We start from the raw sequence: 20,803 nt of genomic DNA, 5'->3' as shown, positions 1-20,803 counted from the left end.
GATCAAGCATGACTGTCGGGAGAAGGACGTTGCTGCGGGCCGCCGGGCTCGCCACCCTCGGTGCGGTGGCCGCCGCGTGTGCGCCGGGGTCCGCGCCGACCGGGCAACCGCCGGCGACGCCGACCAAGACGACGCCAACGCCACCTCCGTCGACGAAGCCGTCCGGGCCGCCGGACTGGAACGCGTTGAGGAGCAAGCTCAGCGGCGACCTCGTGCTGCCCACCGACAGCGGCTTCGCCACCGCCAAGCGCGGCTTCAACCCGCTGTTCGACGGCCACACCCCGGCCGCCGTGGCGAAGGTGCAGAAACCCGAAGACGTGCAGGCCTGCTTCGAAGCGGCCGCGTCACGGCTGCCGATCGCCGCGCGCAGCGGGGGACACAGCTACGCCGGCTACTCCGTGCCCGACGGCGGCCTGATCGTCGACGTCGGCAGCATGTCGAGTGTCCAGGTCCAGGGCGACCAGGTCGTGATCGGCGCCGGCGCGCGGCTGGGTGACGTCTACGCGGCGCTGGCCAAGGCAGGCCGCTGCCTGCCCGCCGGCTCGTGCCCGACGGTCGGCATCGCCGGGCTGACCCTCGGCGGCGGCATCGGCGTCGTGGCGCGCAAGTACGGCCTCACCTGCGACCACCTCGTCTCCGCCCAGGTCGTGACCCCCGACGGCAAGCTGCGCACCGCCGGCGCCGACTCCGAGCCCGACCTGTTCTGGGCCCTGCGCGGCGGCGGGGGCGGCAACTTCGGCATCGTCACGTCGTTCACCTTCCGCACCGACCCGGCGCCCGGCATCACGGTGTTCTCGCTGCACTTCCCGGGCGGTTCGGCGGGCGACGTCCTCGACGCGTGGCAGCAGTGGCTCCCCACGACCCCGCCCGAGCTCTGGTCGAACCTCGTCGTGTCGGGCGGCTCGCCGGTGTCGTGCCGCGTCGGCGGCGCGTTCGTCGGCGGCACCGCCGAGCTCACCGCGTTGCTGGGCAAGCTCAACGCGACGCCGTCCAGCCGCACGATGAAGAGCCTCAGCTACGGCGGCGCCATGAACTACTTCTCGGGCAGCTCCGCGCGCCAGACGTTCGTCGCCTCGTCGCGGATCATCACCGACCCGGTGGCGGGCGCGAAGGTCAGCGACCTCGCCGCCGGGCACAAGGGCATGGACCTGCTCATCGACGGCCTCGGCGGCGCGGTCGCCGACGTCGCCCCGGCCGACACCGCGTTCCCGCACCGCAAGGCGCTCGCCAGCATCCAGGTCTACGCGCCCGCCACCACGGGCAACCACGCCACCGTCGCCAAGTCGGTGTCCACCGTGGTCAGCGGCCTCGCCGACGCGGGCGCCGGCGGCGGCTACGTCAACTACCTCGACCCGGCCATGCCCGACTGGAAAACCGCCTACTACGGCGACAACGCCGCCCGGCTCGACCAGGTCGCCAAGACCTACGACCCGGACGGCGTCCTCAAGTTCGCGCAGAGCGCCTGACCAACCGCGGAGAAAGCACCTAGCGGCCGAGGATCTTCTGCAGTGCCGCGACGAGGCCGGCTCGCTCCTCGACGCTGAGCGGTGCCACGAGCTCGTCCTGGGCCACCGCCAACCGGGCGTGAACCAGGTCCAGCCGTTCGCGGCCTCGGGCGGCCAGCCGGACGAGGTTGCGCCGGATCCGCACGGCGCTCGACCCAGCGCTCGTCCTCCAGCTCGACGACCCGCTGGGCCACGTCCTTCCGATCCATGCGCAGCCGTCGGCCGATCTCGGCCTGGCTGCACGGACCGAACTCCTCGACGGCGCAGAGGATCGCGTAGTAGTAGCGGCCGGACCCGACGGCGTCGAAGACCCCGCGGCTCAGCCGGCGACCCTGGTTCGTTCTCGCGGCCGTGGTCACGGCTCAGCTCATGGTCGCCGTCGACGCGGCGACCTTGGCGCTCGCGATTCCCGGCACGGTGGCCGATCTGCCCCTGTCTTCCGGAGCGCCGGCCTGGGTGATGGCCGGTTACGTCCTCGCCGGCGGCTCGCTCATGATCGCCGCCGGACGGATCGCGCAGGCCGTCGTCTACACCCGCGTGATGAGCCTCGGCCTGGTCATCTTCGGCGTCGCTTCCGCGGCCGGCGGCGCGGCGGACACGGGGTGGGTGCTGATCAGCGCCCGGGTCGCCCAGGGGATCGGTGCGGCGGCCCTGACCCCGGCCGCGATGGCCCGGCTTTCGGCCGCGTTTCCCGCTGCAGGCCGCGAAAAGGCGTACGGAAGGATCATGGGCAGCGGCACGGCCATCGGCCTCGTGCTCGGCGGCCTGCTGACGCAACTCGCGAGCTGGCGCGCCTGCCTGGAGGTCAATGTCGTGTTCGTCCTGGTCGCGCTCGGTTTTTCGATCGTCGCGGGGGACCGGGTCGAACGGTCACCGGGCCACGGACGCGGCCTCGGTCATCCAGGCGCTCACGGTGGTGGACGCACCGGCCAGGCCGCCGGCTTCGGCCTCGCCGGTGTCACGATCATCGCGGCGTTCGCCGCCGGAGACCGGAAGTCACGCGCCCCGCTCATCCCAGTCGCGCTGTTCCGCGATCCGACGCGTCATGTCGCCTACCTCGGGCTCTTGCTGTGGGGCGTCGCCACGATCACCACCTTCGTGGCGGCCAGCCGTTCACTCCAGCAGGAACGCTTCGCCCCGCTCGTGGTCGGCGCGCTCTTCCTCGTCTACCGGGCGACCATCCAACTGGGACTGTTCGTCTCCCGCCGGGCCGGTACCCGGCCAGCGGCCTCGGCCATCGGCGTCGGGCTCGTTTTCATCGCAGCCGGACAGATCACTTTCGCCGTCGCGCCGGACGGGCTGGCCCTGCCCGTGGCGCTGACCGGTCCGCACACGACCAGCCTGGCCGCCGGTGTCACCGCCGTCGCGCTGCTGGCCAGGTCGGTCCTGGCCCTGGGGCAGCCACGAGCCACGACCGACCGGCCTCCGGCCTCCCGCAACGAAAAGGTGCCTACAGATCCACCCCGGTGAACACCGTCACGCGCTCTTCGGTGAGGTCGGTCATCGCCGCCGGCACGCCCTCGCGCCCGGCACCCGAGCCCTTCACCCCGCCGTACGGCATCTGGTCGGCCCGGTACGACGGCACGTCACCGATGATCACGCCGCCCACCTCCAGCTCCGCCGACGCGTGGAACGCCAGCTGCACGTCGGAGGTGAACACCCCGGTCTGCAGCCCGTACGCGGAATCGTTGACCGCCGCGAAGGCCTCGTCCACACCGTCCACAACGGACACCGCCAGCACCGGCCCGAAGACCTCCTCCGCCCACACGCGTGCGTCCGGTGGCACGTCCGTGAGCAGCGTCGGCGCGACCTGGGTGCCCTCGCGCGTGCCGCCGGTGAGCACCTTCGCGCCCGCGGCCACGGCCTCCTCGACCCACGCGATGATCCGCTCGGCCGCGGCTTCGTCGACGACCGGGCCGACGTCGGTGCTGCGGTCGTACGGGTCACCCGTCTGCTGCGCCTCCACGGCCTCCACGAGCGCGGGCACGAACTCCTCGGCCACCGCCGCGTCGACGATCACGCGCTGCACCGAGATGCACGACTGCCCGGCCTGGTAGTTGCCGAACGTCGCGATCCGCTGCGCCGCGCCCTCGGGATCGGGCCAGTCGCGCAGCACCACGGCCGCCGCGTTGCCACCGAGCTCCAGCACCACGTGCTTGCGCGGCGCCGCGTCGGCGATCGACCAGCCGACGGGGCCGGAGCCGGTGAACGACACCACGGGCAGCCGCGGGTCCGCCACCAGCGCCTGTGTCGCCTCGTTTCCCAGCGGCAGCACCGAAAACGCGCCGGCCGGCAGGTCCGTCTCGGCCAGGATCTCGCCGAGGATCAGGGCCGACAACGGCGTGCGCGGCGCGGGCTTCACGATGATCGGCGCGCCGACCGCCAACGCCGGCGCGACCTTGTGCGCCACCAGGTTCAGCGGGAAGTTGAACGGCGAGATCCCCAGCACCGGCCCGCGTGGCACCCGTCGCGTGAGCGCCAGGCGCGCGTCGCCCGACGGGTCGGCGTCGAGCCGCTGCACGTCGCCGCTGAACCGCCGGGCCTCCTCGGAAGCGATGCGGAACACCGAAACCGCGCGGCTCACCTCGGCCTCCGCCCACTTGAGCGGCTTGCCGTTCTCCGCGGTGATCACCTCGGCGATCTCCTCGGCCCGCAGCCGCAACCCGCGCGACACGTGCTCCAGCGCCGCCGCGCGCTCGTGCGCGGGGGAGCGGCGGAGTTCCCGTGCGACGCCCGCGGCGGTCGCCACGGCGCGCTCCACCTGCTCCGCGCCGGGCACCGCCACGGTCGCCACTTCGCTGCCGTCGACCGGGTGCCGCACGACGAGGGTCTCGGCCCCCTGTTCCGCCCGTCCGGCGACCCACGCGGGCCGCGGCTCCGGGGTGATCATGTCCATGCGTACCAAGGTATGGGGGCGCGGTGCGCGCCGCGTGAACCCCCACCCTTACGGGGCTCACGCGGCGCGTCGCTCACGGCTTCACGAGCACCTTCAGCGCCTCGCGGTCAGCCATCGCCTGGTAGCCCGCGGGCACGTCGGCCAGCCCGATCGTCCGGTCGAACACACGACCCGGCTGGTAGCGGCCCTCGAGCACGTCCGGCAGCAGCTGCGGGATGTAGTGCCGCGCCGGGGCGACGCCGCCGGTGATCGTGATGTTGCGCGTGAACACCGGGCGCCCGATCGGGCCCTCCGGATACTGCGGCACGCCCACGCGGCTCAGCGCGCCACCCGCGCGCACCACGCCGAGGCCCATCTCGAACGCCGCCTTCGTGCCCACGCACTCCAGCACGGTGTGCGTGCCGTGGCCGCCGGTCAGCTCGCGCACGCGCGCGATGCCCTCCTCACCGCGCTCGGCCACCACGTCCGTCGCGCCGAACTCGCGGCCCAGGTCGGTGCGCGCCTGGTGGCGTCCCATGAGGACGATGTGCTCGGCGCCGAGGCGCTTCGCGGCCAGCACGGCGGACAGGCCCACCGCGCCGTCGCCGATCACGGTCACCGCCTTGCCCGGCGCGACGCCCGCGGTCACGGCCGCGTGGTGGCCGGTGGAGAACACGTCCGACAGCGTGAGCAGTGAGGCCAGCAGGTCTTCGTCTTCGGTGTGCGGCAGCTTGACGAGAGTGCCGTCGGCCTGGGGCACGCGCACGGCCTCGCCCTGGCCACCGTCCACGCCGTCGACGCCCCAGTTGCCACCGTGCAGGCACGAGGTCTGCAGTCCTTCGCGGCAGAACTCGCACGTGTTGTCCGAGTACACGAACGGCGCCACGACCAGGTCGCCCTTGCGCACGCTCGTCACGTCGGCACCGGTTTCCTCCACGATGCCGAGGAACTCGTGGCCGATCGGCCGGCCGTTCTCCTGCGCGGGCATGCCGCCGTACGGCCACAGGTCGCTGCCGCAGATGCAGGAACGCACGACGCGGACCACGGCGTCCGTCGCCTGGGCCACCTTCGGGTCGGCCACCGTCTCCACCCGGACGTCGCCGGCGCCGTAGATGAGTGTCGCTCGCATAAAGATCCTTTCCGGGTTTTCGCGTCTCCCCTGTTCCGAGTCATCCGGGCCGGAATTCATTCCTCATGACGCATGCCCCGGCCGTGTCATGACAAATGTCCGGGGTGCTCGGGTGGGTCTCCCCTTAGGTTCAGAGCATGACCAACCCGACCTCGGAACGCTGGCACAGCAACCCGTTCGTGGCCGTCTTCGACCGGATCGGCCCGCGCCGAGCACCCGTTCTCACGGGCGCGGTGTTCCTCGTCACGGCGGCGGCGCTCATCGCTCAGCTGGCGGTGCCGGGGCTGCTGGAGCACGTCCGGCGCGACGGCGCGGCGATCGACGCCGGGCAGTGGTGGCGTCTGCTCACCGGCATGTTCTTCCAGGACGGCGGCCTGCTCGGCGGCATCTTCAACCTGGTGATCCTGGCGATCTTCGGCACGCTGGCGGAGAGCTACTTCGGCCGGGTGCGCACGTTCGTCCTGTACTTCGGGTGCGGGCTGTTCGGCCAGTTCATGAGCTACGTCTGGCTGCAGCCCGTCGGCGCCGGAAACTCGATGTGCGTCGCGGGGCTCATCGGGGCGCTGGCCGTGGCGCTGCTGCGGGCGCCGGCCCGCCACGGCGTGAAGCTGCCGACGCAGGCGATCGTGGTGCCGATCCTCGTGGCGCCGCTCGCGGTCGTCGACACGCTCGCGCACGACAACCACGGCCTGCCGGCGTTGCTGGGCATGGCACTCGGGTTCCTGCTCGTGCCGAAGGTGCGCGCCTAGCCCGGGGGTGCTGGGGGTACGACGGCCCGGTCGGGGGACCGGGCCGTCGTGGTGTCAGCGGTTGCGGTAGAGATCCCGCAGCAGCAGCACTTCCGCGCAGTGGTGGATGGTCTCGCGGTTGATGTGCAGCACGAGCGCCGCCATCGGGTACTTGGCGAACGGCCCCTCGGCCTCGCCCACCGGACGCGCGAGCGCCTCGGCGTCGAGTGCCTTCACCCCGCCGATCCAGCTCGCGTACGCCGAGTCGAGCTGGTCGAGTGCCTCGGCCGCGGTCCCGGCGTAGGGGAAGGTCTCGTAGCTCATCGCCGGCCCGCCGAAGTGCGACGCGGCCCGCATGCCGAGCACGCCGACGATGACGTGCGACATGCGCCAGGAGATCGTGGTGACGGGCGGCGGCACCGGCTCCGGGAACGTGAAGTCGACGGTGAAGTCGCCGGCCCCGGGCCCGTCCGGCTTCTCCGCGCGCGGACGCACGGTCCAGCAGTTCGGCACGGGCTGCCAGAAGTACTCGTCGTCGGTGAGCCCCTCGAGGCGCGGGCGCACGTGGTGCTGCCAGTGCCAGTCGAGCTGGTCGTGCAGTTCGGTGGTCCATGCGACAGTCATGGGGGAACCGTAGGACGCTTCGCGGACAGGTGCGGTCCTCATTCGGGGCACAGTTACGGGGTGCGGGCGGCGTGACCCAGCCCACCTGGGACGATGGAGGCAAAAGCGCTCATTCGCCTGGAGGTCGTAGGTGGCCAATCCCACCGGTCCGGTACTCGTTGTCGACTTCGGGGCGCAGTACGCGCAGCTGATCGCCCGCCGGGTGCGCGAGGCGCAGGTGTACTCCGAGGTCGTGCCGTCGAGCTCGACCGCCGAGGACCTGCTGGCCAAGAACCCGTCGGCGATCATCCTGTCGGGCGGCCCGTCGAGCGTCTACGCCGAGGGCGCCCCGGGCATGGACCCGAAGCTGGTCGAGGCCGGTGTGCCGATCCTCGGCATCTGCTACGGCCACCAGCTGCTCGCCCGCGCTCTCGGCGGTGTCGTCGAGCCGACCGGCGTGCGCGAGTTCGGCCGCACCGACGTACGCGTGGTCGGCGAAGGCGGACGGCTGCACGCCGGGCTGCCGGGCCACCAGACGGCGTGGATGAGCCACAACGACAGCGTCACCAAGGCGCCTGAAGGCTCCGTGGTCACCGCCAGCTCGGACGGCGCGGCCGTGGCCGGCTTCGAGGACGTCGACCGCGGGTTCGCCGGCGTGCAGTACCACCCCGAGGTGGCGCACTCGCCCCACGGCCAGGAGGTGCTGCGCCGGTTCCTGACCGACATCGCGGGCATCAAGGCGCAGTGGACCACGTCGTCCATTGTGGACGAACAAGTCACGCGCATCGCCGAGCAGATCGGTGACGGGCGGGCGATCTGCGGCCTGTCCGGCGGCGTCGACTCGGCCGTCGCGGCGGCGCTGGTGCAGCGCGCGATCGGCGAGCGCCTCACGTGCGTGTTCGTGGACCACGGCCTGCTGCGTGCGGGCGAGCGCACGCAGGTGGAGCAGGACTTCGTGGCGGCCACGGGCGTCAAGCTCGTGACCATCGACGCGCGTGAGCGCTTCCTCGGCGCGCTCGCCGGCGTGACCGACCCGGAGGAGAAGCGCAAGATCATCGGGCGCGAGTTCATCCGCGTGTTCGAGCAGGCCGAGCGCGACCTGAAGGCGCAGGGCGACTACAAGTTCCTGGTGCAGGGCACGCTGTACCCCGACGTCGTCGAGTCCGGCGGCGGCGAGGGCACCGCGAACATCAAGAGCCACCACAACGTCGGCGGCCTGCCCGACGACCTGCAGTTCGAGCTCGTCGAGCCGCTGCGCCTGCTGTTCAAGGACGAGGTGCGCCGCGTGGGCCTCGAGCTGGGGCTGCCGGAGACGATCGTGCAGCGCCAGCCGTTCCCCGGCCCGGGCCTGGGCATCCGCATCATCGGCGAGGTCACGGCCGACCGGCTCGAGACGCTGCGGGCGGCCGACGCCATCGCGCGCGAGGAGCTCACGTCCGCGGGCCTGGACCACGAGATCTGGCAGTGCCCGGTGGTGTTGCTGGCCGACGTCCGCAGCGTCGGCGTGCAGGGCGACGGCCGCACCTACGGTCACCCGATCGTGCTGCGTCCGGTGTCGTCGGAGGACGCCATGACCGCCGACTGGACGCGGCTGCCGTACGAGGTGCTGGAACGCATCTCCACGCGCATCACCAACGAGGTGCCGGAGGTCAACCGCGTTGTCCTCGACGTGACGAGCAAGCCGCCGGGCACCATCGAGTGGGAATGAGCTTCAACGCGAAGGGCCCCGTCGGGATTCGACGGGGCCCTTCGCGTTGAGTGGTGCTGGGCGTCAGTATCGCTTGCGCCGCAAGGAAGCTGCCAGCAGCAGCACCCCGATGAACACCGCGCCGCCCGCGACGACCCAGCGGAAGTCGAAGGTGGGCAGCCAGCTCGCGCCGTCGGAGAGCACGTAACCCGAGACCAGCAGGGTCGCGAGGCCGACGACCAGGGTGATCACGTCCACGCCGCGGCGGCGGGTCGGGATGTTCGAGTTGTCAGCCACGGAGCACCTCCACGCTGCCGGCACCGTTGGTCACGTTCAGGGTGATCTTCTGCCCGCCGGGCCCGTCGTCGCCGAAGTCGGTGCCCGTCAGCGCCGCTTGGCCGACGCCGCTGGTGGAGCGGTCGAGGCAGTCGACGTCGCCGGCGGAGTTCTTGCAGGTGTAGGTGACGTCGGCCGTCGCGGGCACGGTGACCCGGGTGTCGCCGGCGCCGTTGTTGACCGAGGTGGTGATGGGGTCGCCGGCCGGCAGCTGCGTCAGGTCGAGGTCGATGTCGCCCGCCGCGTGCCGGTACACCGGCTGCAGCTCGGCCACCGAGTGCGGGGTCGCGTCGAGGTCGCCGACGCCGCCGCGCAGGTCGATGCCGTTGAACGCGCTGGTCGTCATGATCATGCCGACGATCGCGAGCGGCACCGCGAGCCCGATCAGCCCGCGGGACCCGCGGACGAACGCGCCCGCCACCATGCCGACGCCGAGCACGCCCAGCACCAGGCCGATGATGTGGCGCACCGAGAACCAGTCGACGCCGTTGAGGTTCAGGGCCACGCCGACGCCGGCCACGACCACGGCCGCGGCCATCGTCACGCCGCCGATCTTCGACCGCGGCTGACGCGGCTGCGGGGTCGGGTCGTCGGACTCGTAGTGGTAGGGGTTCTCCGGCGGCGTCGGTCCCGCCGGGTCCGGCAGGTCCCAGCCCGCCGGGTCGGCGGCCAGCGGGTCCCAGCCGGGAGCGGCGGCGCCCATGGGCTCCGTCGTGGTGTCCGTCATCGTGAAGGCTCCGGTTCCGGGCACGGCCTGGGCCGTCTCGTACGCGGGGTACGCGACGACCGGCGCCGGGCGGTTGTCCTGCCCGCGGCTGCGGTGCAGGAGGTAGAGGCTTGCCGAGAGCAGTGCGAACCCGATGAGGCCACCGCCGTCGAACCAGCCGTTGCCGAAGGTCCACCCGACGGCTGGGATCAACGCCAGCGTCAGCACCACGGCGAACGCCTTCGACATCGTCGAGCGCCCGCGGCCGATCATCGCCTCGAAGCCCGACGTCTCGTCGCCCTCGCTCGGGAACAGCAGCCAGCCGAGCAGGTAGAACACCAGCCCGAAGCCGCCGAACACCATCGCCGCGACCAGCGCCACCCGGATCACGACCGGGTCGATGCCGTACCGGTTCCCCAGCCCCGCCGCGACCCCCGCGACCTTGCGTCCCACGTGCGGCCGGCGCGGCCGGCTCACCCAGAAATCCTTCACCGTCTCCTCGAAGCCGTTGAAAGAATTCGACTTCGGGCTCGGCGCCTCGTTCGCACCACTCATACGGCAAAGCATGCGCGACCCGCGGTGGCGCCACATCGGGGACGTTCCCTGAGGTTTCCCCTGAGTGCGGCCGGTGTCCGGGTCGTGATCAGGGGCTTCCCCGATGCCAGAACTCCTCGCGGCGTGTGACGATGGACGACGTGCAGGACTTCCTCGACCTCGGCGTCGCCGCGCAGGTGAGCGACCCGGCCCGCGGGCCGGTGCCGCCTGCCGTCATGACGGCCGCCGCGGCTTCCGGGATCCCGGGGACCTCCGGGTCTTCCGGCGCTTCCGAGGTCGCTGGGCAGGCCGGGCGGCCGAAGATGCACCGGCGCCGCAGCGGGCGGGCCGTGGCCGGCGTCGCGGGCGGGCTCGCGGACCACCTCGGTGTGCCCGTGGTGTGGGTGCGCACGGCGTTCGCGCTGCTCGCGGCGCTCAACGGCGCCGGCTTGCTCGCGTACGGGCTGCTGTGGGTGTTCGTGCCGCAGCAGGCCGAGGACACCGCCGAAGTCGACAGCAAGAAGGCCACGAAGGAACGGCAGCAGGCGTTCGGCCTCATCGCGCTCGGCGTCGGCCTCGCCATCGCGAGCGGCACGCTCAGCGGCACCATCCGCGGCTGGGTCGCCGTGCCGCTGGCCATCGCCATGCTCGGCGCGGCCGTGGTCTGGCGCGAGGCCGACGAATCGCAACGCCGGCGCTGGCGCACGGGGGCGCGCGACGGCGTCACAGGCGCGTTCGTGGGCGGCGGCGGCCGCAGCGCCGCGATCATCCGGATCCTCGCCGGGGTGGCACTCGTGGCCACCGGCATCGGGGTCGTGGTCTTCCGCAGCGGCAGCTTCGACCAGGTCAAGTTCGCGCTCATCGCCGTGCTCGCCACGCTGGTCGGCGTGGCCGTGCTGACGATCCCGTTCTGGCTGCGCCTGGTCCGCGACCTCGGCGACGAGCGCCGCGCCCGCATCCGCACCGACGAACGCGCCGAGATCGCCGCGCACCTGCACGACTCCGTGCTGCAGACGCTCGCCCTGATCCAGCGCCAGTCCGACCAGCCGCACGAGGTCGCGCGGCTGGCGCGCGGCCAGGAGCGCGAGCTGCGCGGCTGGCTCTACGGCCCGGGCGGCTACGGCAAGCCGAGCGACAAGAAGTCGAAGGAGCAGGAAGAGGGCGCCGTCCCGCTGTCCGAGGCGCTCGGCGCCGCGTGCGGCGAGGTCGAGGACACCTTCGCGATCTCCGTCAGCCAGGTCGTGGTCGGCGACGTCGAGCTCAACGAACCCCTGACCGCCCTTGTCCAGGCGGCCCGCGAGGCGCTGGTCAACGCGGCCAAGCACGCCGGCGTCGACGAGGTCAGCGTGTACGCCGAGGTCGAGCCCACCGAGGTCACCGTGTTCATCCGCGACCGCGGCAAGGGCTTCGACCCCGACGTGGTCCCGGCCGACCGGCATGGCCTCGCCGACTCGATCCGCGGCCGCATGGAACGCCACGGCGGCACGTGCAAGCTGCGCACCGCGCCGGGCGAGGGCACCGAAGTCCAGCTGGCCATGCCGCTCAAAGCGGCCAAGGGCGCGGCGTGACGTCGCTATGCTCGGGCTGGGCGACAACGAGCGAGGGAGCAGCACGGTGACGGAGACCCAGCGCGAGCCGGTCAAGGTGTTCCTCGTGGACGACCACGCGCTCTTCCGCGCCGGGGTCCGCACGGAGCTCGACTCGATCACCGACGAGGTGCAGGTGGTCGGCGAGGCCGGCTCGGTGGCCGACGCCGTCGCCGGCATCGCGCGCACCCGGCCGCAGGTCGTGCTGCTCGACGTGCACATGCCCGACGGCGGTGGCGCCGAGGTGCTGCGCCGCGTGCGCCCGGAGCTGCCCGACGTCGTGTTCCTCGCGCTGTCGGTGTCCGACGCCGCCGAAGACGTGATCGCCGTGATCCGCGGCGGCGCGCGCGGCTACGTCACCAAGACCATCTCGTCGAAGGAGCTCGTGCGCGCGATCGTCCGCGTGGCCGACGGCGACGCCGTGTTCTCCCCGCGCCTGGCCGGGTTCGTGCTCGACGCGTTCGCCGACCGTCCCGGCTCGGCACCGATCAACGACCCCGAGCTCGACCTGCTCACCCCGCGCGAGCGCGACGTCCTGCGCCTGCTCGCGCGCGGCTACGCGTACAAGGAGATCGCGTCGGAGCTGTTCATCTCCGTCAAGACGGTGGAGACGCACGTGTCGAGCGTCCTGCGCAAGACCCAGCTGTCCAACCGCTACGAGCTGTCCCGCTGGGCCTCCGACCGCAGGCTCGTCTAGGCGGCGGGCTCCGCGGCCACCAGCGGCGGCGGGGTCACGGCCTTTTTCTTCCGCTGCACCCGTGTGAGCGCGACGCCGCCCAGCACCACGACCATGCCTGCGATCACGCGGAAGCTCAGCTGCTCGTGCAGGAAGATCGCGCCCAGCGCCACCGACACGATCGGCAGCAGGTAGCCGACCACCGAAGCCGCGACGGCGCCTTCGCTGGCCAGCAGCTGGTAGTTGAGGGCGAACGCGATCCCGGTCCCGCCGATGCCGAGGATCACCACGGCGAACGCGGCCAGCGGCGTCAGGTGCACCGGCGACAGCCCGCCGAACGGCATCACCAGCACGAGGAGCCCGGCGGCGATCATCATCTGCCCGCCCGACAGCGCGTAGGGCGAGTCGCCGGTGTCCGAGAGGTAGCGGCCCTCGTAGACGAACGCGAAGCCGTAGCTCGCCGCCGCCGCGAGGCAGGCCAGCGCGCCCCAGCTCAGCAGCCCGGACGCCTCCCACGGCGCGAAGATCAGCAGGATCCCGGCGAGGCCCACGACGAGCCCGGCCGCGCGCAGCGCCGTCATCCGGTGGCGGACCCCGAGGAACGGCGCCACCACGAGCACCCACAGCGGCGTCGTCGAGTTCAGCACACCCGTGATGCCGGAGTCCACAGTGGTCTCACCGATCGCGAAGAGCAGGAACGGCAACGCGTTGTGGAAGAACGCGGCGACGGTGAGGTGACGCCACGTGCGCTTGTCCGTCGGCAGCCGCCGGCGCCCGAGCCGGCACAGCGCCACGAGCACCACGGCACCGAGCACCAGGCGCGCCAGCACCAGCTGCACCGGCGAGAACGCCGCGAGCCCCAGCTTGATCCAGAAGAAGCTCGAACCCCACATCAGTGCCAGCGCGGCAATCCTGAGCAGGGTCTTCGTCTCGCCCACCCCAGTTCCTCCTTCACGGCCACGATCCAGCGTGGCCCCGCCCAGACGTAAGGACAAGCGAAAATAACTGCAGGAACGCTTAAGCAGAGCTGTAGAATTCGGGCATGCTCGACGTGCGGCGAATGCAGGTGCTCCGCGCGGTGATCACCAGCGGGTCGATCACCGCCGCGGCGCGGAACCTCGGGTACACCCCGTCGGCGATCAGCCAGCAGCTCTCGGTCCTCGAACGCGAAGCGGGCACCGAGCTGCTCGAACGCGTCGGCCGCGGCATCCGCGCCACGCCCGCGGGTGTGCTGCTGTCGGAGCACGCCGAGACGCTGAGTGCGGAGCTGGCCCGGGCCGAAGCGGCGTTGACCGAGCTCAAGGAGGGCCGCACCGGCAAGCTGGCCATCCGCTACTTCGCCACGGCCGGCGCGTCGGTGATTCCGCACGCCGTGGCCGCCGTCCGCCGCGAGCACCCGGGCGTGTGGCTCGACCTCAAGCTCGTCGACCCCGACGACCCGATGCCCGAGGTGGAGGAGGGCCGCGCCGACGTCGCGATCGTCGTCTTCCCGCGGCCCGCGCCGCCGGCGAAAGGGATCGAGCTCGTGCACCTGCTCGACGACCCGTACCGCGCGGTGCTGCCCCGCACCCACCCGCTGACGCGCAAGCGCGTGCTCGACCTGACCGACCTCGCCGACGAACCGTGGGTGGGCGTGGACCCGATGCCCGGGATGTGCCGCGCGATCCTCGACGGCGCGTGCGCCTCGGCCGGGTTCGCGCCCAACATCGTGGTCGAGTCGGAGGACTACCTCACGGCGCAGGGCTTCATCGCGGCCGGGCTCGGCGTGGGGCTGGTGCCGGAGCTGGGCGTCGGATCCGCGCACCCGGGCGTGGCCGTGCGGCGGATCCGCAACCCCGAGCCGTGCCGGATCATCCACGCTGCCATCGCCGCGCGGGCCGTCGGAAACCCGGCCGTGCGGACGCTGATCGACGCGATGCGTGAAGCGACCGCGAAGGTCGCCTGACGGCTCTTAAGACCCGGACGACTCAGACGAAGAACAGCTCGGACACGCCGATCCCGATGAGCACCGCGCACAGGATCGCGGCGACCGTGAGGATCAGCTTCCGGCGGGCGGCCGCCTTCTGCCGCACCTCCGCGGCTGCCGCCGCCTGCTGAGCCGGCGACGGCACGAACCGCGCGGTCGGCGGCTGCACCGGCTGCTGCTGGGGCGGGATCTGCTGCGTGGGCTGGGCGATCATCGGCTGCTGCATGGGCTGCGGCGCCGCCGGCGCGTAGGGCACCTGCTGCACCGGCATCTGCATCAACGGCCCCGGCTGGCCCGGCTGCTGCGGGGGGAGCGGCCGCGACGCGGGCATGGTCGGCATCGCGGGCGCCGTCGGCGGGATGAACGCGGTCTGCTCGCGGCCTTCGGTGATGGCGCTGAGCGCGGCCACCGTGTCGGCCATCGTCGGGCGGGCCGTCGGGTCCATCCGCAGCATCTTGCGCAACGCGCCGGCGAGCACGCCGGCGTTCTGCGGTGGCCGCTCGGACGCCTCGCCGTCCTCACCGAACGGTGGCACGCCCTCCACAGCCGTGTACAGCGTGGCGCCGAGCGAGAACACGTCGGCGGCCGGCGAGGCCGGGGCACCGCGGGTGACCTCGGGCGCGCGATAGGCGGGGTGCGCCCCGCCGCCGGTGATGCCGATGTCGGTGAGCTTCACGCCGCCGTCGTCGGCCAGCAGCACGGTGCCGGGTTCGAGCGTGCGGTGCACGATGCCGGCCGCGTGGATCGCCGCCATCGCGTCGCCCAGCATGATCCCGAGCGACGCCGCCTGCTCGGGCGTGAGCCGCCCGTGCTCGGCGAGGAACGACGCCATCCCGCGCGACGGGATGTACTCCATCACCAGCCAGACGTCAGGTCCGTCGGGCAGCACGTCGTACACGGTGATCGCGCTCGCGTGATCCACGCGCGCCGCGTCCTTGCCCTCCTGCATCACCGCGGCACGCGCCTGTTCGGCGCGGTCCGGCGGCAGGCCGACGGGCAGGTACATGCGCTTCATCGCGACCGTGCGGAACAGCCGCGTGTCGAACGCCTGCCACACGATGCCCGCGCGGCCACGGCCGATCGGCTGGTCGAGCCGGTACCGGCCGCCGACGATGGTGCCTTCTGAACTCAAATCTGATCCTGGATCAAGGGTTGTTCGACGCCGTCGGGCCGCCGGTGTCCGTGGGGTCGCCCGACGAGGTCGGAGGCGTGACGGTCTTCGAACTCGAAGTAGTGGACGGGGTCTCTTGCTCGGACGAGGTCTCCCGCGAAGGAGTGTTCCGCTGGGATGTCCGGCGAGACGGCGTCGTCTCGCGTGAAGAGGACTCCTCTGAAGAGGACGTCTCTTCTTCGCTCGTGGTTGCTTCCTCGGTCGAAGGCGCTGAACCTGTGGTCGGCACCACGCTCGACGACGTGGCCGGGGGCGCGGGCTGCTGCGACGCGTCCGGCGGGTTGTTCGAGCTCAGCAGCCACACGCCGAGCGCCACCAGGCCGACCACGACGATCGCGCCGATGATCGCCGGCTTCTTCCACGCGCCGGGTTTCTCGTCCTCGTCGTCGGTGGGGCTGGTGTGCGCGCGCGGAGGCGGCGGCTCGTCGTAGCCGTCGTCGTATCCGTCGTCGTACTGGTCGTCGTGGTAGACGTCGTGGGTCGGGACGGCGCGGGTGGCGGCCAGGCCGTTGCGACCGGGATCGCCGTACAGCGGGGGCTCGGCCTGGTACTGGTCGTACCGGTCGTAGTCGTTCTGCGGGTAGGCGGCGGCCGCGGGGTACTCGTCCTCGTCGTCGTAGTACTGCTGCGCCGGACCGGGCGCGTCGAGCAGCGTGCCCGAGTGCGCGGCGTCGTCCATGTCCTCTTCGGGGAACAGGTGCGTGGCAGCCGCGCCGGCCACGGCGGCGGCGCCCAGCGTGCCGGACGAAGGCGCCATCACGGTCTCGTCGGCGGGCCCGCCCAGCGGTGTCTCGCCGCGCGCGACGGCCGCCAGCAGCTCTTCGCACTCCTCGGCGGTGGGCCGGTGGTGGATGTCGGGGTGCAGCAGCACGGCGAGCACGCTCGCGAGCGGGCCCGACTGGCGCGGCGGGTTGATCTGCCCCGCGGCGACGGCGTGCAGCAGGCTCAGCGTGTTCTCCGACAGCCCGAACGGCGGCTGGCCTTCGCACGCGGCGTACAGCGTGGAGCCGAGCGAGAACACGTCGGACTCGGGGCCGGGGTCGCCGCCGATCGCGACCTCGGGCGCGAGGTAGGCGGGCGTGCCGGCGATCATCCCGGTCTTGGTGACCGTGACGTCGTCCTTGGCACGCGAAATGCCGAAGTCGGTGATCTTCACGGTGCCGTTGCCGGCCAGCAGGATGTTGCCCGGCTTGATGTCGCGGTGGACGATCCCGACGGCGTGCGCCTCGCGCAGCGCGGCGGCCACCTGTGCGCCGATGCGCGCGACCTCCAGCGGCGGCAGCGTGCCGCGCTCCTGCAGGACCTGGGCCAGGCTCGTGGAGTTGAGGTACTCCATGATCAGGCACGGTTGGCCGTTGTCGTCGGTGACGACGTCGAACACCGAGATCGCGTTGGGGTGGTGCAGGCGCGCGGCGATACGGCCCTCGCGCATGGTGCGCTGCCGGGCGTCTTCGGCGTCGTGCTCCTCGAGGCCCGGCTGCATCAGCAGCTGCTTGACAGCCACCGTGCGGCCCAGCACCTCGTCGTGTGCCTGCCAGACGGCACCCATCGCGCCCGTGCCGATCCGGCCGATGATGCGGTACCGGCCGGCGACCAGACGACCCTCGTCGCTCACGCGACCTCCCTTTGGGGCTCCGACTGCTCGGAGCGGGACGTGCCCACCCCGCAGATGCGACCTCGAACCGGCCGCAGCACCGCAGCGTAGGCACCTGTCGTGGGCCGTGTGCCGGTTTTCCCGAGACCGGCCCGTGACAAGGCTAGGCGTTCACTCTGTGCACACACACTCGGCACGGTCTGATCGTCTACCCGGAACAGGATCGTCGCAGGTCACGAGAATGCGACGGCGGAGAGCAGTCGCGCTTCGGAGATGACGTCGCGCTCCACGACGTCGAACAACTGCGTGACGCGGAGCAGTGTTCCGTCGGCCTGGTGCAGCACCGCGATGGCGACCACGGAGCCGTCTTCCTGCACGCGCGCTTGCTGGACGTCGATCGAGCGGGCCGCGCTCCAGGCGCGGACCAGGCTGCCGGCTTCGCCCTGCGCGAGGCTGGGGGCGAGCAGCGCCAGCGCGCTGTCGGGGTTCTTGTCGATCGAGGAGTAGAAGGCCTTCACGGCCCGCAGCTTGTCGGCGTCGGACGTGGTCTCCGCGCCCGCGGACTCGGACTGCTCCGACGGCGGCGCGGTGCTCGGTGCGGCCGTGCTGGGCGCGCCGGTCTGCTGCGTGTTCGAGCCGGTGTCGTGTGCCGGCTGCGTGGTGCCGGCGCCGGACTCGGTCTGCGTGCCCCCGCGGTGTCCGGACGTGGTGCCGCCGGCTCCGTGCTCCTGCGGGCCGGGCACAGCCTGGCCGCCGAGCGCGGCGGCGCCGCTGAAACCGGTGGGGATGGTGTCCTCGGCGACCGGCGTGGTCGGCCGGGGGCCGCCGCTGAGCAGGGCCGCGGTGACCACGGCGCCCGCGACGAGCGCGCCGGCGCCGACGAGGCCCGCCTGCTTGGCGCGGCGGGCGAAGCGGCTCTCGGGCTCTTCGGCCGGCTCGGCGGATCTGGCGGCCTCCGCGCGGTGCGACCGCGGCGGCAGGTACTTCTGCGGCTCGCGGAAGACCTGCTCGAGGTAGTCGCGGTCCGCGTCGCCGACGCCGTCGAGCAGGTCGGGAGGGATCACGTCCTCGACGCGGACGGCAGTGACCTCGCGGGTCTCACGCCGTGTGCGCTGCCGATCAAGCACGAAAGTCCTCGCTCTGGGGTTCGGGGGACGGCGGTACGCCCGTTCGGTCGTACGCCGCTGGTCCGGACGGCCGATTCGTGGTCGGTTCCCGGACCCGCTGTCGCCAGGTAACCCTGTGGCGACGGGCACCCGCCAGGCTCAGTCGCCGGAATGCCGTCGTCATACGACGAGCGGCAGCTTATGTCACCCACCCGGAGCAAGTTCAACCGCTTACCGCACCGCACGTGCATCGGAACGGGCAGTCTGCACCTGCACGAAACGTTCCGCCCGGGCCGGACGATCATGCCTGGTCAGGCGCCGTCGTCGGCGATCTTCTCGTCGTCGCCGAAGGTGAGCGTGCGCTTCTCGATGGTCTTGGTGCCGTCGGTGTGGGTCACCTCGAGCGTGTTGACCGTCGTGTTGTTGTCCGGGTCGATCTCGACCTTCTTGACCTCGAAGTACGCGACGTTCGCGTAGCGCTGGCGCAGCCCCTGCGGGCCCTCCTGCTTGAGGTCCCCGGTGGTGACCGCCGCGGCCTCGTCGGGGTCGGTGGTGACGTTGTTGAAGAACTTCTCGGAGTTGTCCCCCATGGTCTTGGGGTCTTGGCCGGCGGCGTACCAGACGGTGGTCGGCGAGGTCTCGCGTTGCGCCGGGGTGATCGGCGGCTTCTCGGGCGGCCGGGCCGGCGTCGACGTCGGCCCGGTGGTGACGGGGTCCGACGAGTCGCCGGCGGACGAGGTGTCCGTCGGCGACTGGTCTTCGCTGGTCTCGGAGCCCACGGCGTTCTGCGGGTGCGTGTTCGGGTCGTCCTCGTCGCTCGTGGTGTGGCGGCCGCCGCCGGAGCGGCTGCTGTCGGGCGAGTCGCCGCCCGTGCCGCCCTGCTGGCCGAGCGACGGATTCGGGAGGATCAGCGGGTTGCCGCCGTTCTGCCGGCCCGGCCAGCCGCCGCCGAGCGCGTCGGTGGTCGTGGTGGGGCCGCCGACGAGGAAGGTCCCGGCGAACAGCAGCCCGACCACCACCGCGCCCGACGCGCCGGTCGCGAACCACGCCGCCTTCCGCCACGTCTTGGGCGGCGTCACCGACGCGGGCACGGAGCCGAGGTCGAACTTGCCGAGCCCGTCGAGCAGGGGAGCGGCGTACACGCGCACTTCGTCGTCTTCGTCGAGCGAGGCGTCGTCGAACGGACCGCGCACCCGCGGCTTGGCCGGGGCCCGCAGCGTGACGCGCTGGCGCCGCGGGGGCTCGGGCTTCGCCGGCTGCTCGGCGGCGGGCTCCGGCGCCGCGCTCAGGTCGACGTGCTCGCGGGCGAGCTCGGCCTCGGCGTGCTCCGGGGCCTGCGGCTGGGCCAGCGTCGCCGCGGTGGCCGCGACCCGCTCGCGCCGGCTGCGGCGCATCTGCGGCCGGCCGAGCCCGTCGCGCATCGGCACGTCGGCGAGCGAACGCGTGGTCCCCGGCGCCGCCCAGGCGCGGTCGATCTCGCTCACGGGCTGGGGGTCCGGCACCACGGCCTGCCCGGTGGGCACGCGCCGCTCGTCGTCCGCGAACTCCGGCCCGGCCGCGTCGGCGAGGTCGCCGAACGCCGGCGGCGCGGCTGGTGTGGTGGGCGTTCGTCGTGGGTCTTGCGTGAACTCCGGTCCGGCCGCGTCGGCGAGGTCGCCGGACTGCGCCCCGCTCCAGGGCGGCTCGGGTTCGGGTGCCGTCGGGCCGTCGATCGGGCCGGCCTCGTCGAGCCGACCGGCGGTGAAGCCCTGGTCGCCGTGCCCGGGCTGAGGTAGCTCGGTGCGGCCTCGCGTCGGCGGCGGCGCGTACGGGCCGCGTCCGTTCAGCGCGTGCTCGGGGAGCGCGTCGTAGGCGCGGTAGTCCTCGTGGACCCGGTGCTCTTCGCGCGGCTCGTCCGGCCTGCGCGTCGGCTGCGGGAGCGCGATCGGGCGGCGCGGGTGCGTCTGCCGGGCCTGCTGGGGCTGCGGCAGGAGCACTCCGGGCCCTGGCGCGGGCAGGGTCCCGTGCGTCGGCGCGAACGTCGAGCGGGGATCGGCCGCCCGACGGCGGGGCGGGGGCAATGGCAGGGCGCCGGCCGGTGCGTCGACGTGCTCGCCGCCGGGCCGGTGGCGGTGGTGACCTCCGCCGTGCGGCGGGACCACGGGCGTCCACGTGTCCGTGTCCTGAAGACTGCGAGCACGGTGCCTGCCCGGCACCGTGACCTCCGCGGCCGTCACCGTGTCCGGGTGGTTCGAGCTTCTCGACCCACCCATCGCGTTTCCCGTCATGCCCGTCCGACCCCTCCCCGGTGTGGGCGTGACGGCACCGGCACTTCGATCAACCCGATCGGAGCAGAGGCGCGAACGGAGTCACTTGCGTCCACACTTGCGAACTCCCGCGCATCTGCACGCGCACGCGGCAGTAGGCGCGCGGAGCCGCAGCTCCCGCGCGTCCTCCGGGCCTCGCCCGACCCAGACGCATGGGTCCTCACGAACCCAAGACTAGAAAACCGCCAGGCGAAAGTCTCGGGGCAACCTGCAACTTGCACAGGTTTCACTCTGTCGGGGCGACCGAACGGGCGTGAGATCACGCTACGCAATGCAATCGCCGCAGGTAGAGCCG

At 72.5% G+C, this 20,803-nt stretch carries 18 protein-coding genes and 1 pseudogene; 7 read left to right on the top strand and 12 right to left on the bottom strand.

Annotated features, from left to right (window positions below; genetic code table 11):
• The first annotated feature begins 8 nt into the window (after window positions 1-8).
• A complete protein-coding gene (locus AB0K15_RS22925; protein WP_364053751.1) occupies window positions 9-1,466 on the top strand; it encodes an FAD-dependent oxidoreductase in 1,458 nt (485 codons plus the stop codon).
• 19 nt (window positions 1,467-1,485) lie between these two features.
• Here the strand turns inward: AB0K15_RS22925 and AB0K15_RS22920 are convergent, their stop codons facing one another.
• Both AB0K15_RS22920 and AB0K15_RS22915 read right to left on the bottom strand, forming a co-directional pair.
• Window positions 1,486-1,650 (bottom strand): hypothetical protein, encoded by a 165-nt coding sequence (locus AB0K15_RS22920; RefSeq protein WP_364053895.1) that lies wholly within the window; start codon window positions 1,648-1,650, stop codon window positions 1,486-1,488.
• Window positions 1,651-1,696: 46 nt separating this feature from the next.
• Window positions 1,697-1,864, bottom strand: a pseudogene (locus tag AB0K15_RS22915) (hypothetical protein); the annotation flags it as partial.
• Here AB0K15_RS22915 and AB0K15_RS22910 point away from each other — a divergent pair.
• Complete coding sequence (locus AB0K15_RS22910; RefSeq protein ID WP_364053748.1) at window positions 1,857-2,975, top strand: MFS transporter; 1,119 nt, start codon at window positions 1,857-1,859, stop codon at window positions 2,973-2,975. The pseudogene AB0K15_RS22915 and the gene AB0K15_RS22910 overlap by 8 nt on opposite strands.
• Here the strand turns inward: AB0K15_RS22910 and AB0K15_RS22905 are convergent.
• Both AB0K15_RS22905 and AB0K15_RS22900 read right to left on the bottom strand, forming a co-directional pair.
• Window positions 2,956-4,401: an aldehyde dehydrogenase family protein gene (locus AB0K15_RS22905; protein WP_364053745.1), complete on the bottom strand. Its 1,446-nt coding sequence runs from the start codon at window positions 4,399-4,401 to the stop codon at window positions 2,956-2,958. The genes AB0K15_RS22910 and AB0K15_RS22905 overlap by 20 nt on opposite strands.
• Window positions 4,402-4,474: 73 nt before the next feature.
• The gene (locus AB0K15_RS22900; RefSeq protein WP_364053742.1) at window positions 4,475-5,509 is read right to left on the bottom strand and encodes an alcohol dehydrogenase catalytic domain-containing protein; all 1,035 of its coding nucleotides are present in this window, start codon (window positions 5,507-5,509) and stop codon (window positions 4,475-4,477) included.
• Between the two features lie 137 nt (window positions 5,510-5,646).
• Between AB0K15_RS22900 and AB0K15_RS22895 the strand changes: the two genes are divergently transcribed.
• On the top strand, window positions 5,647-6,258 hold the full coding sequence (locus AB0K15_RS22895) for a rhomboid family intramembrane serine protease (protein ID WP_364053739.1): 612 nt from the start codon (window positions 5,647-5,649) through the stop codon (window positions 6,256-6,258).
• Window positions 6,259-6,312: 54 nt separating this feature from the next.
• On the opposite strand, the gene AB0K15_RS22890 is transcribed toward AB0K15_RS22895, so the two are convergent.
• Window positions 6,313-6,861 (bottom strand): DinB family protein, encoded by a 549-nt coding sequence (locus AB0K15_RS22890; RefSeq protein ID WP_364053736.1) that lies wholly within the window; start codon window positions 6,859-6,861, stop codon window positions 6,313-6,315.
• Between the two features lie 130 nt (window positions 6,862-6,991).
• Here AB0K15_RS22890 and guaA point away from each other — a divergent pair, with 130 nt between their 5' ends.
• Window positions 6,992-8,548 carry a glutamine-hydrolyzing GMP synthase gene (guaA, locus tag AB0K15_RS22885; RefSeq protein WP_364053733.1) on the top strand — a complete coding sequence of 519 codons (1,557 nt, stop codon included), beginning with the start codon at window positions 6,992-6,994 and terminating at the stop codon, window positions 8,546-8,548.
• Window positions 8,549-8,611: 63 nt separating this feature from the next.
• Here the strand turns inward: guaA and AB0K15_RS22880 are convergent, their stop codons facing one another.
• Both AB0K15_RS22880 and AB0K15_RS22875 read right to left on the bottom strand, forming a co-directional pair.
• A complete protein-coding gene (locus tag AB0K15_RS22880) occupies window positions 8,612-8,824 on the bottom strand; it encodes a hypothetical protein (RefSeq protein ID WP_364053730.1) in 213 nt (70 codons plus the stop codon).
• Window positions 8,817-10,124, bottom strand: coding sequence for a PspC domain-containing protein (locus tag AB0K15_RS22875; RefSeq protein ID WP_364053727.1), 1,308 nt, complete (start codon window positions 10,122-10,124; stop codon window positions 8,817-8,819). Before AB0K15_RS22875 ends, AB0K15_RS22880 begins: the two co-directional genes overlap by 8 nt.
• Window positions 10,125-10,426: 302 nt before the next feature.
• On the opposite strand from AB0K15_RS22875, the gene AB0K15_RS22870 reads away from it, so the two are divergent.
• Window positions 10,427-11,671 (top strand): PspC domain-containing protein, encoded by a 1,245-nt coding sequence (locus AB0K15_RS22870; protein ID WP_364053877.1) that lies wholly within the window; start codon window positions 10,427-10,429, stop codon window positions 11,669-11,671.
• Between the two features lie 7 nt (window positions 11,672-11,678).
• A complete protein-coding gene (locus AB0K15_RS22865; protein ID WP_364053724.1) occupies window positions 11,679-12,386 on the top strand; it encodes a response regulator transcription factor in 708 nt (235 codons plus the stop codon).
• Here the strand turns inward: AB0K15_RS22865 and AB0K15_RS22860 are convergent.
• Complete coding sequence (locus AB0K15_RS22860; protein WP_364053721.1) at window positions 12,383-13,303, bottom strand: DMT family transporter; 921 nt, start codon at window positions 13,301-13,303, stop codon at window positions 12,383-12,385. The two genes, AB0K15_RS22865 and AB0K15_RS22860, sit on opposite strands and share 4 nt — an antisense overlap.
• Before the next feature lie 104 nt (window positions 13,304-13,407).
• On the opposite strand from AB0K15_RS22860, the gene AB0K15_RS22855 reads away from it, so the two are divergent.
• A complete protein-coding gene (locus tag AB0K15_RS22855) occupies window positions 13,408-14,310 on the top strand; it encodes a LysR family transcriptional regulator (RefSeq protein ID WP_364053718.1) in 903 nt (300 codons plus the stop codon).
• 22 nt (window positions 14,311-14,332) lie between these two features.
• On the opposite strand, the gene AB0K15_RS22850 is transcribed toward AB0K15_RS22855, so the two are convergent.
• The 4 genes from AB0K15_RS22850 to AB0K15_RS22835 all read right to left on the bottom strand — a co-directional run bounded on the left by AB0K15_RS22850 (window position 14,333) and on the right by AB0K15_RS22835 (window position 20,469).
• Window positions 14,333-15,463: a serine/threonine-protein kinase gene (locus AB0K15_RS22850; protein ID WP_364053715.1), complete on the bottom strand. Its 1,131-nt coding sequence runs from the start codon at window positions 15,461-15,463 to the stop codon at window positions 14,333-14,335.
• 13 nt (window positions 15,464-15,476) lie between these two features.
• The gene (locus AB0K15_RS22845; RefSeq protein ID WP_364053712.1) at window positions 15,477-17,117 is read right to left on the bottom strand and encodes a serine/threonine-protein kinase; all 1,641 of its coding nucleotides are present in this window, start codon (window positions 17,115-17,117) and stop codon (window positions 15,477-15,479) included.
• A 212-nt stretch (window positions 17,118-17,329) separates the two neighbouring features.
• Window positions 17,330-18,223 carry a hypothetical protein gene (locus tag AB0K15_RS22840; protein ID WP_364053709.1) on the bottom strand — a complete coding sequence of 298 codons (894 nt, stop codon included), beginning with the start codon at window positions 18,221-18,223 and terminating at the stop codon, window positions 17,330-17,332.
• Between the two features lie 290 nt (window positions 18,224-18,513).
• Window positions 18,514-20,469: a hypothetical protein gene (locus AB0K15_RS22835; protein WP_364053706.1), complete on the bottom strand. Its 1,956-nt coding sequence runs from the start codon at window positions 20,467-20,469 to the stop codon at window positions 18,514-18,516.
• Window positions 20,470-20,803 lie beyond the last annotated feature (334 nt).

Source organism: Amycolatopsis sp. NPDC049253, from assembly GCF_040678995.1.
Classification (GTDB): Bacteria; Actinomycetota; Actinomycetes; order Mycobacteriales; family Pseudonocardiaceae; genus Amycolatopsis.
This window is presented reverse-complemented; position numbering and strand designations above follow the sequence as displayed.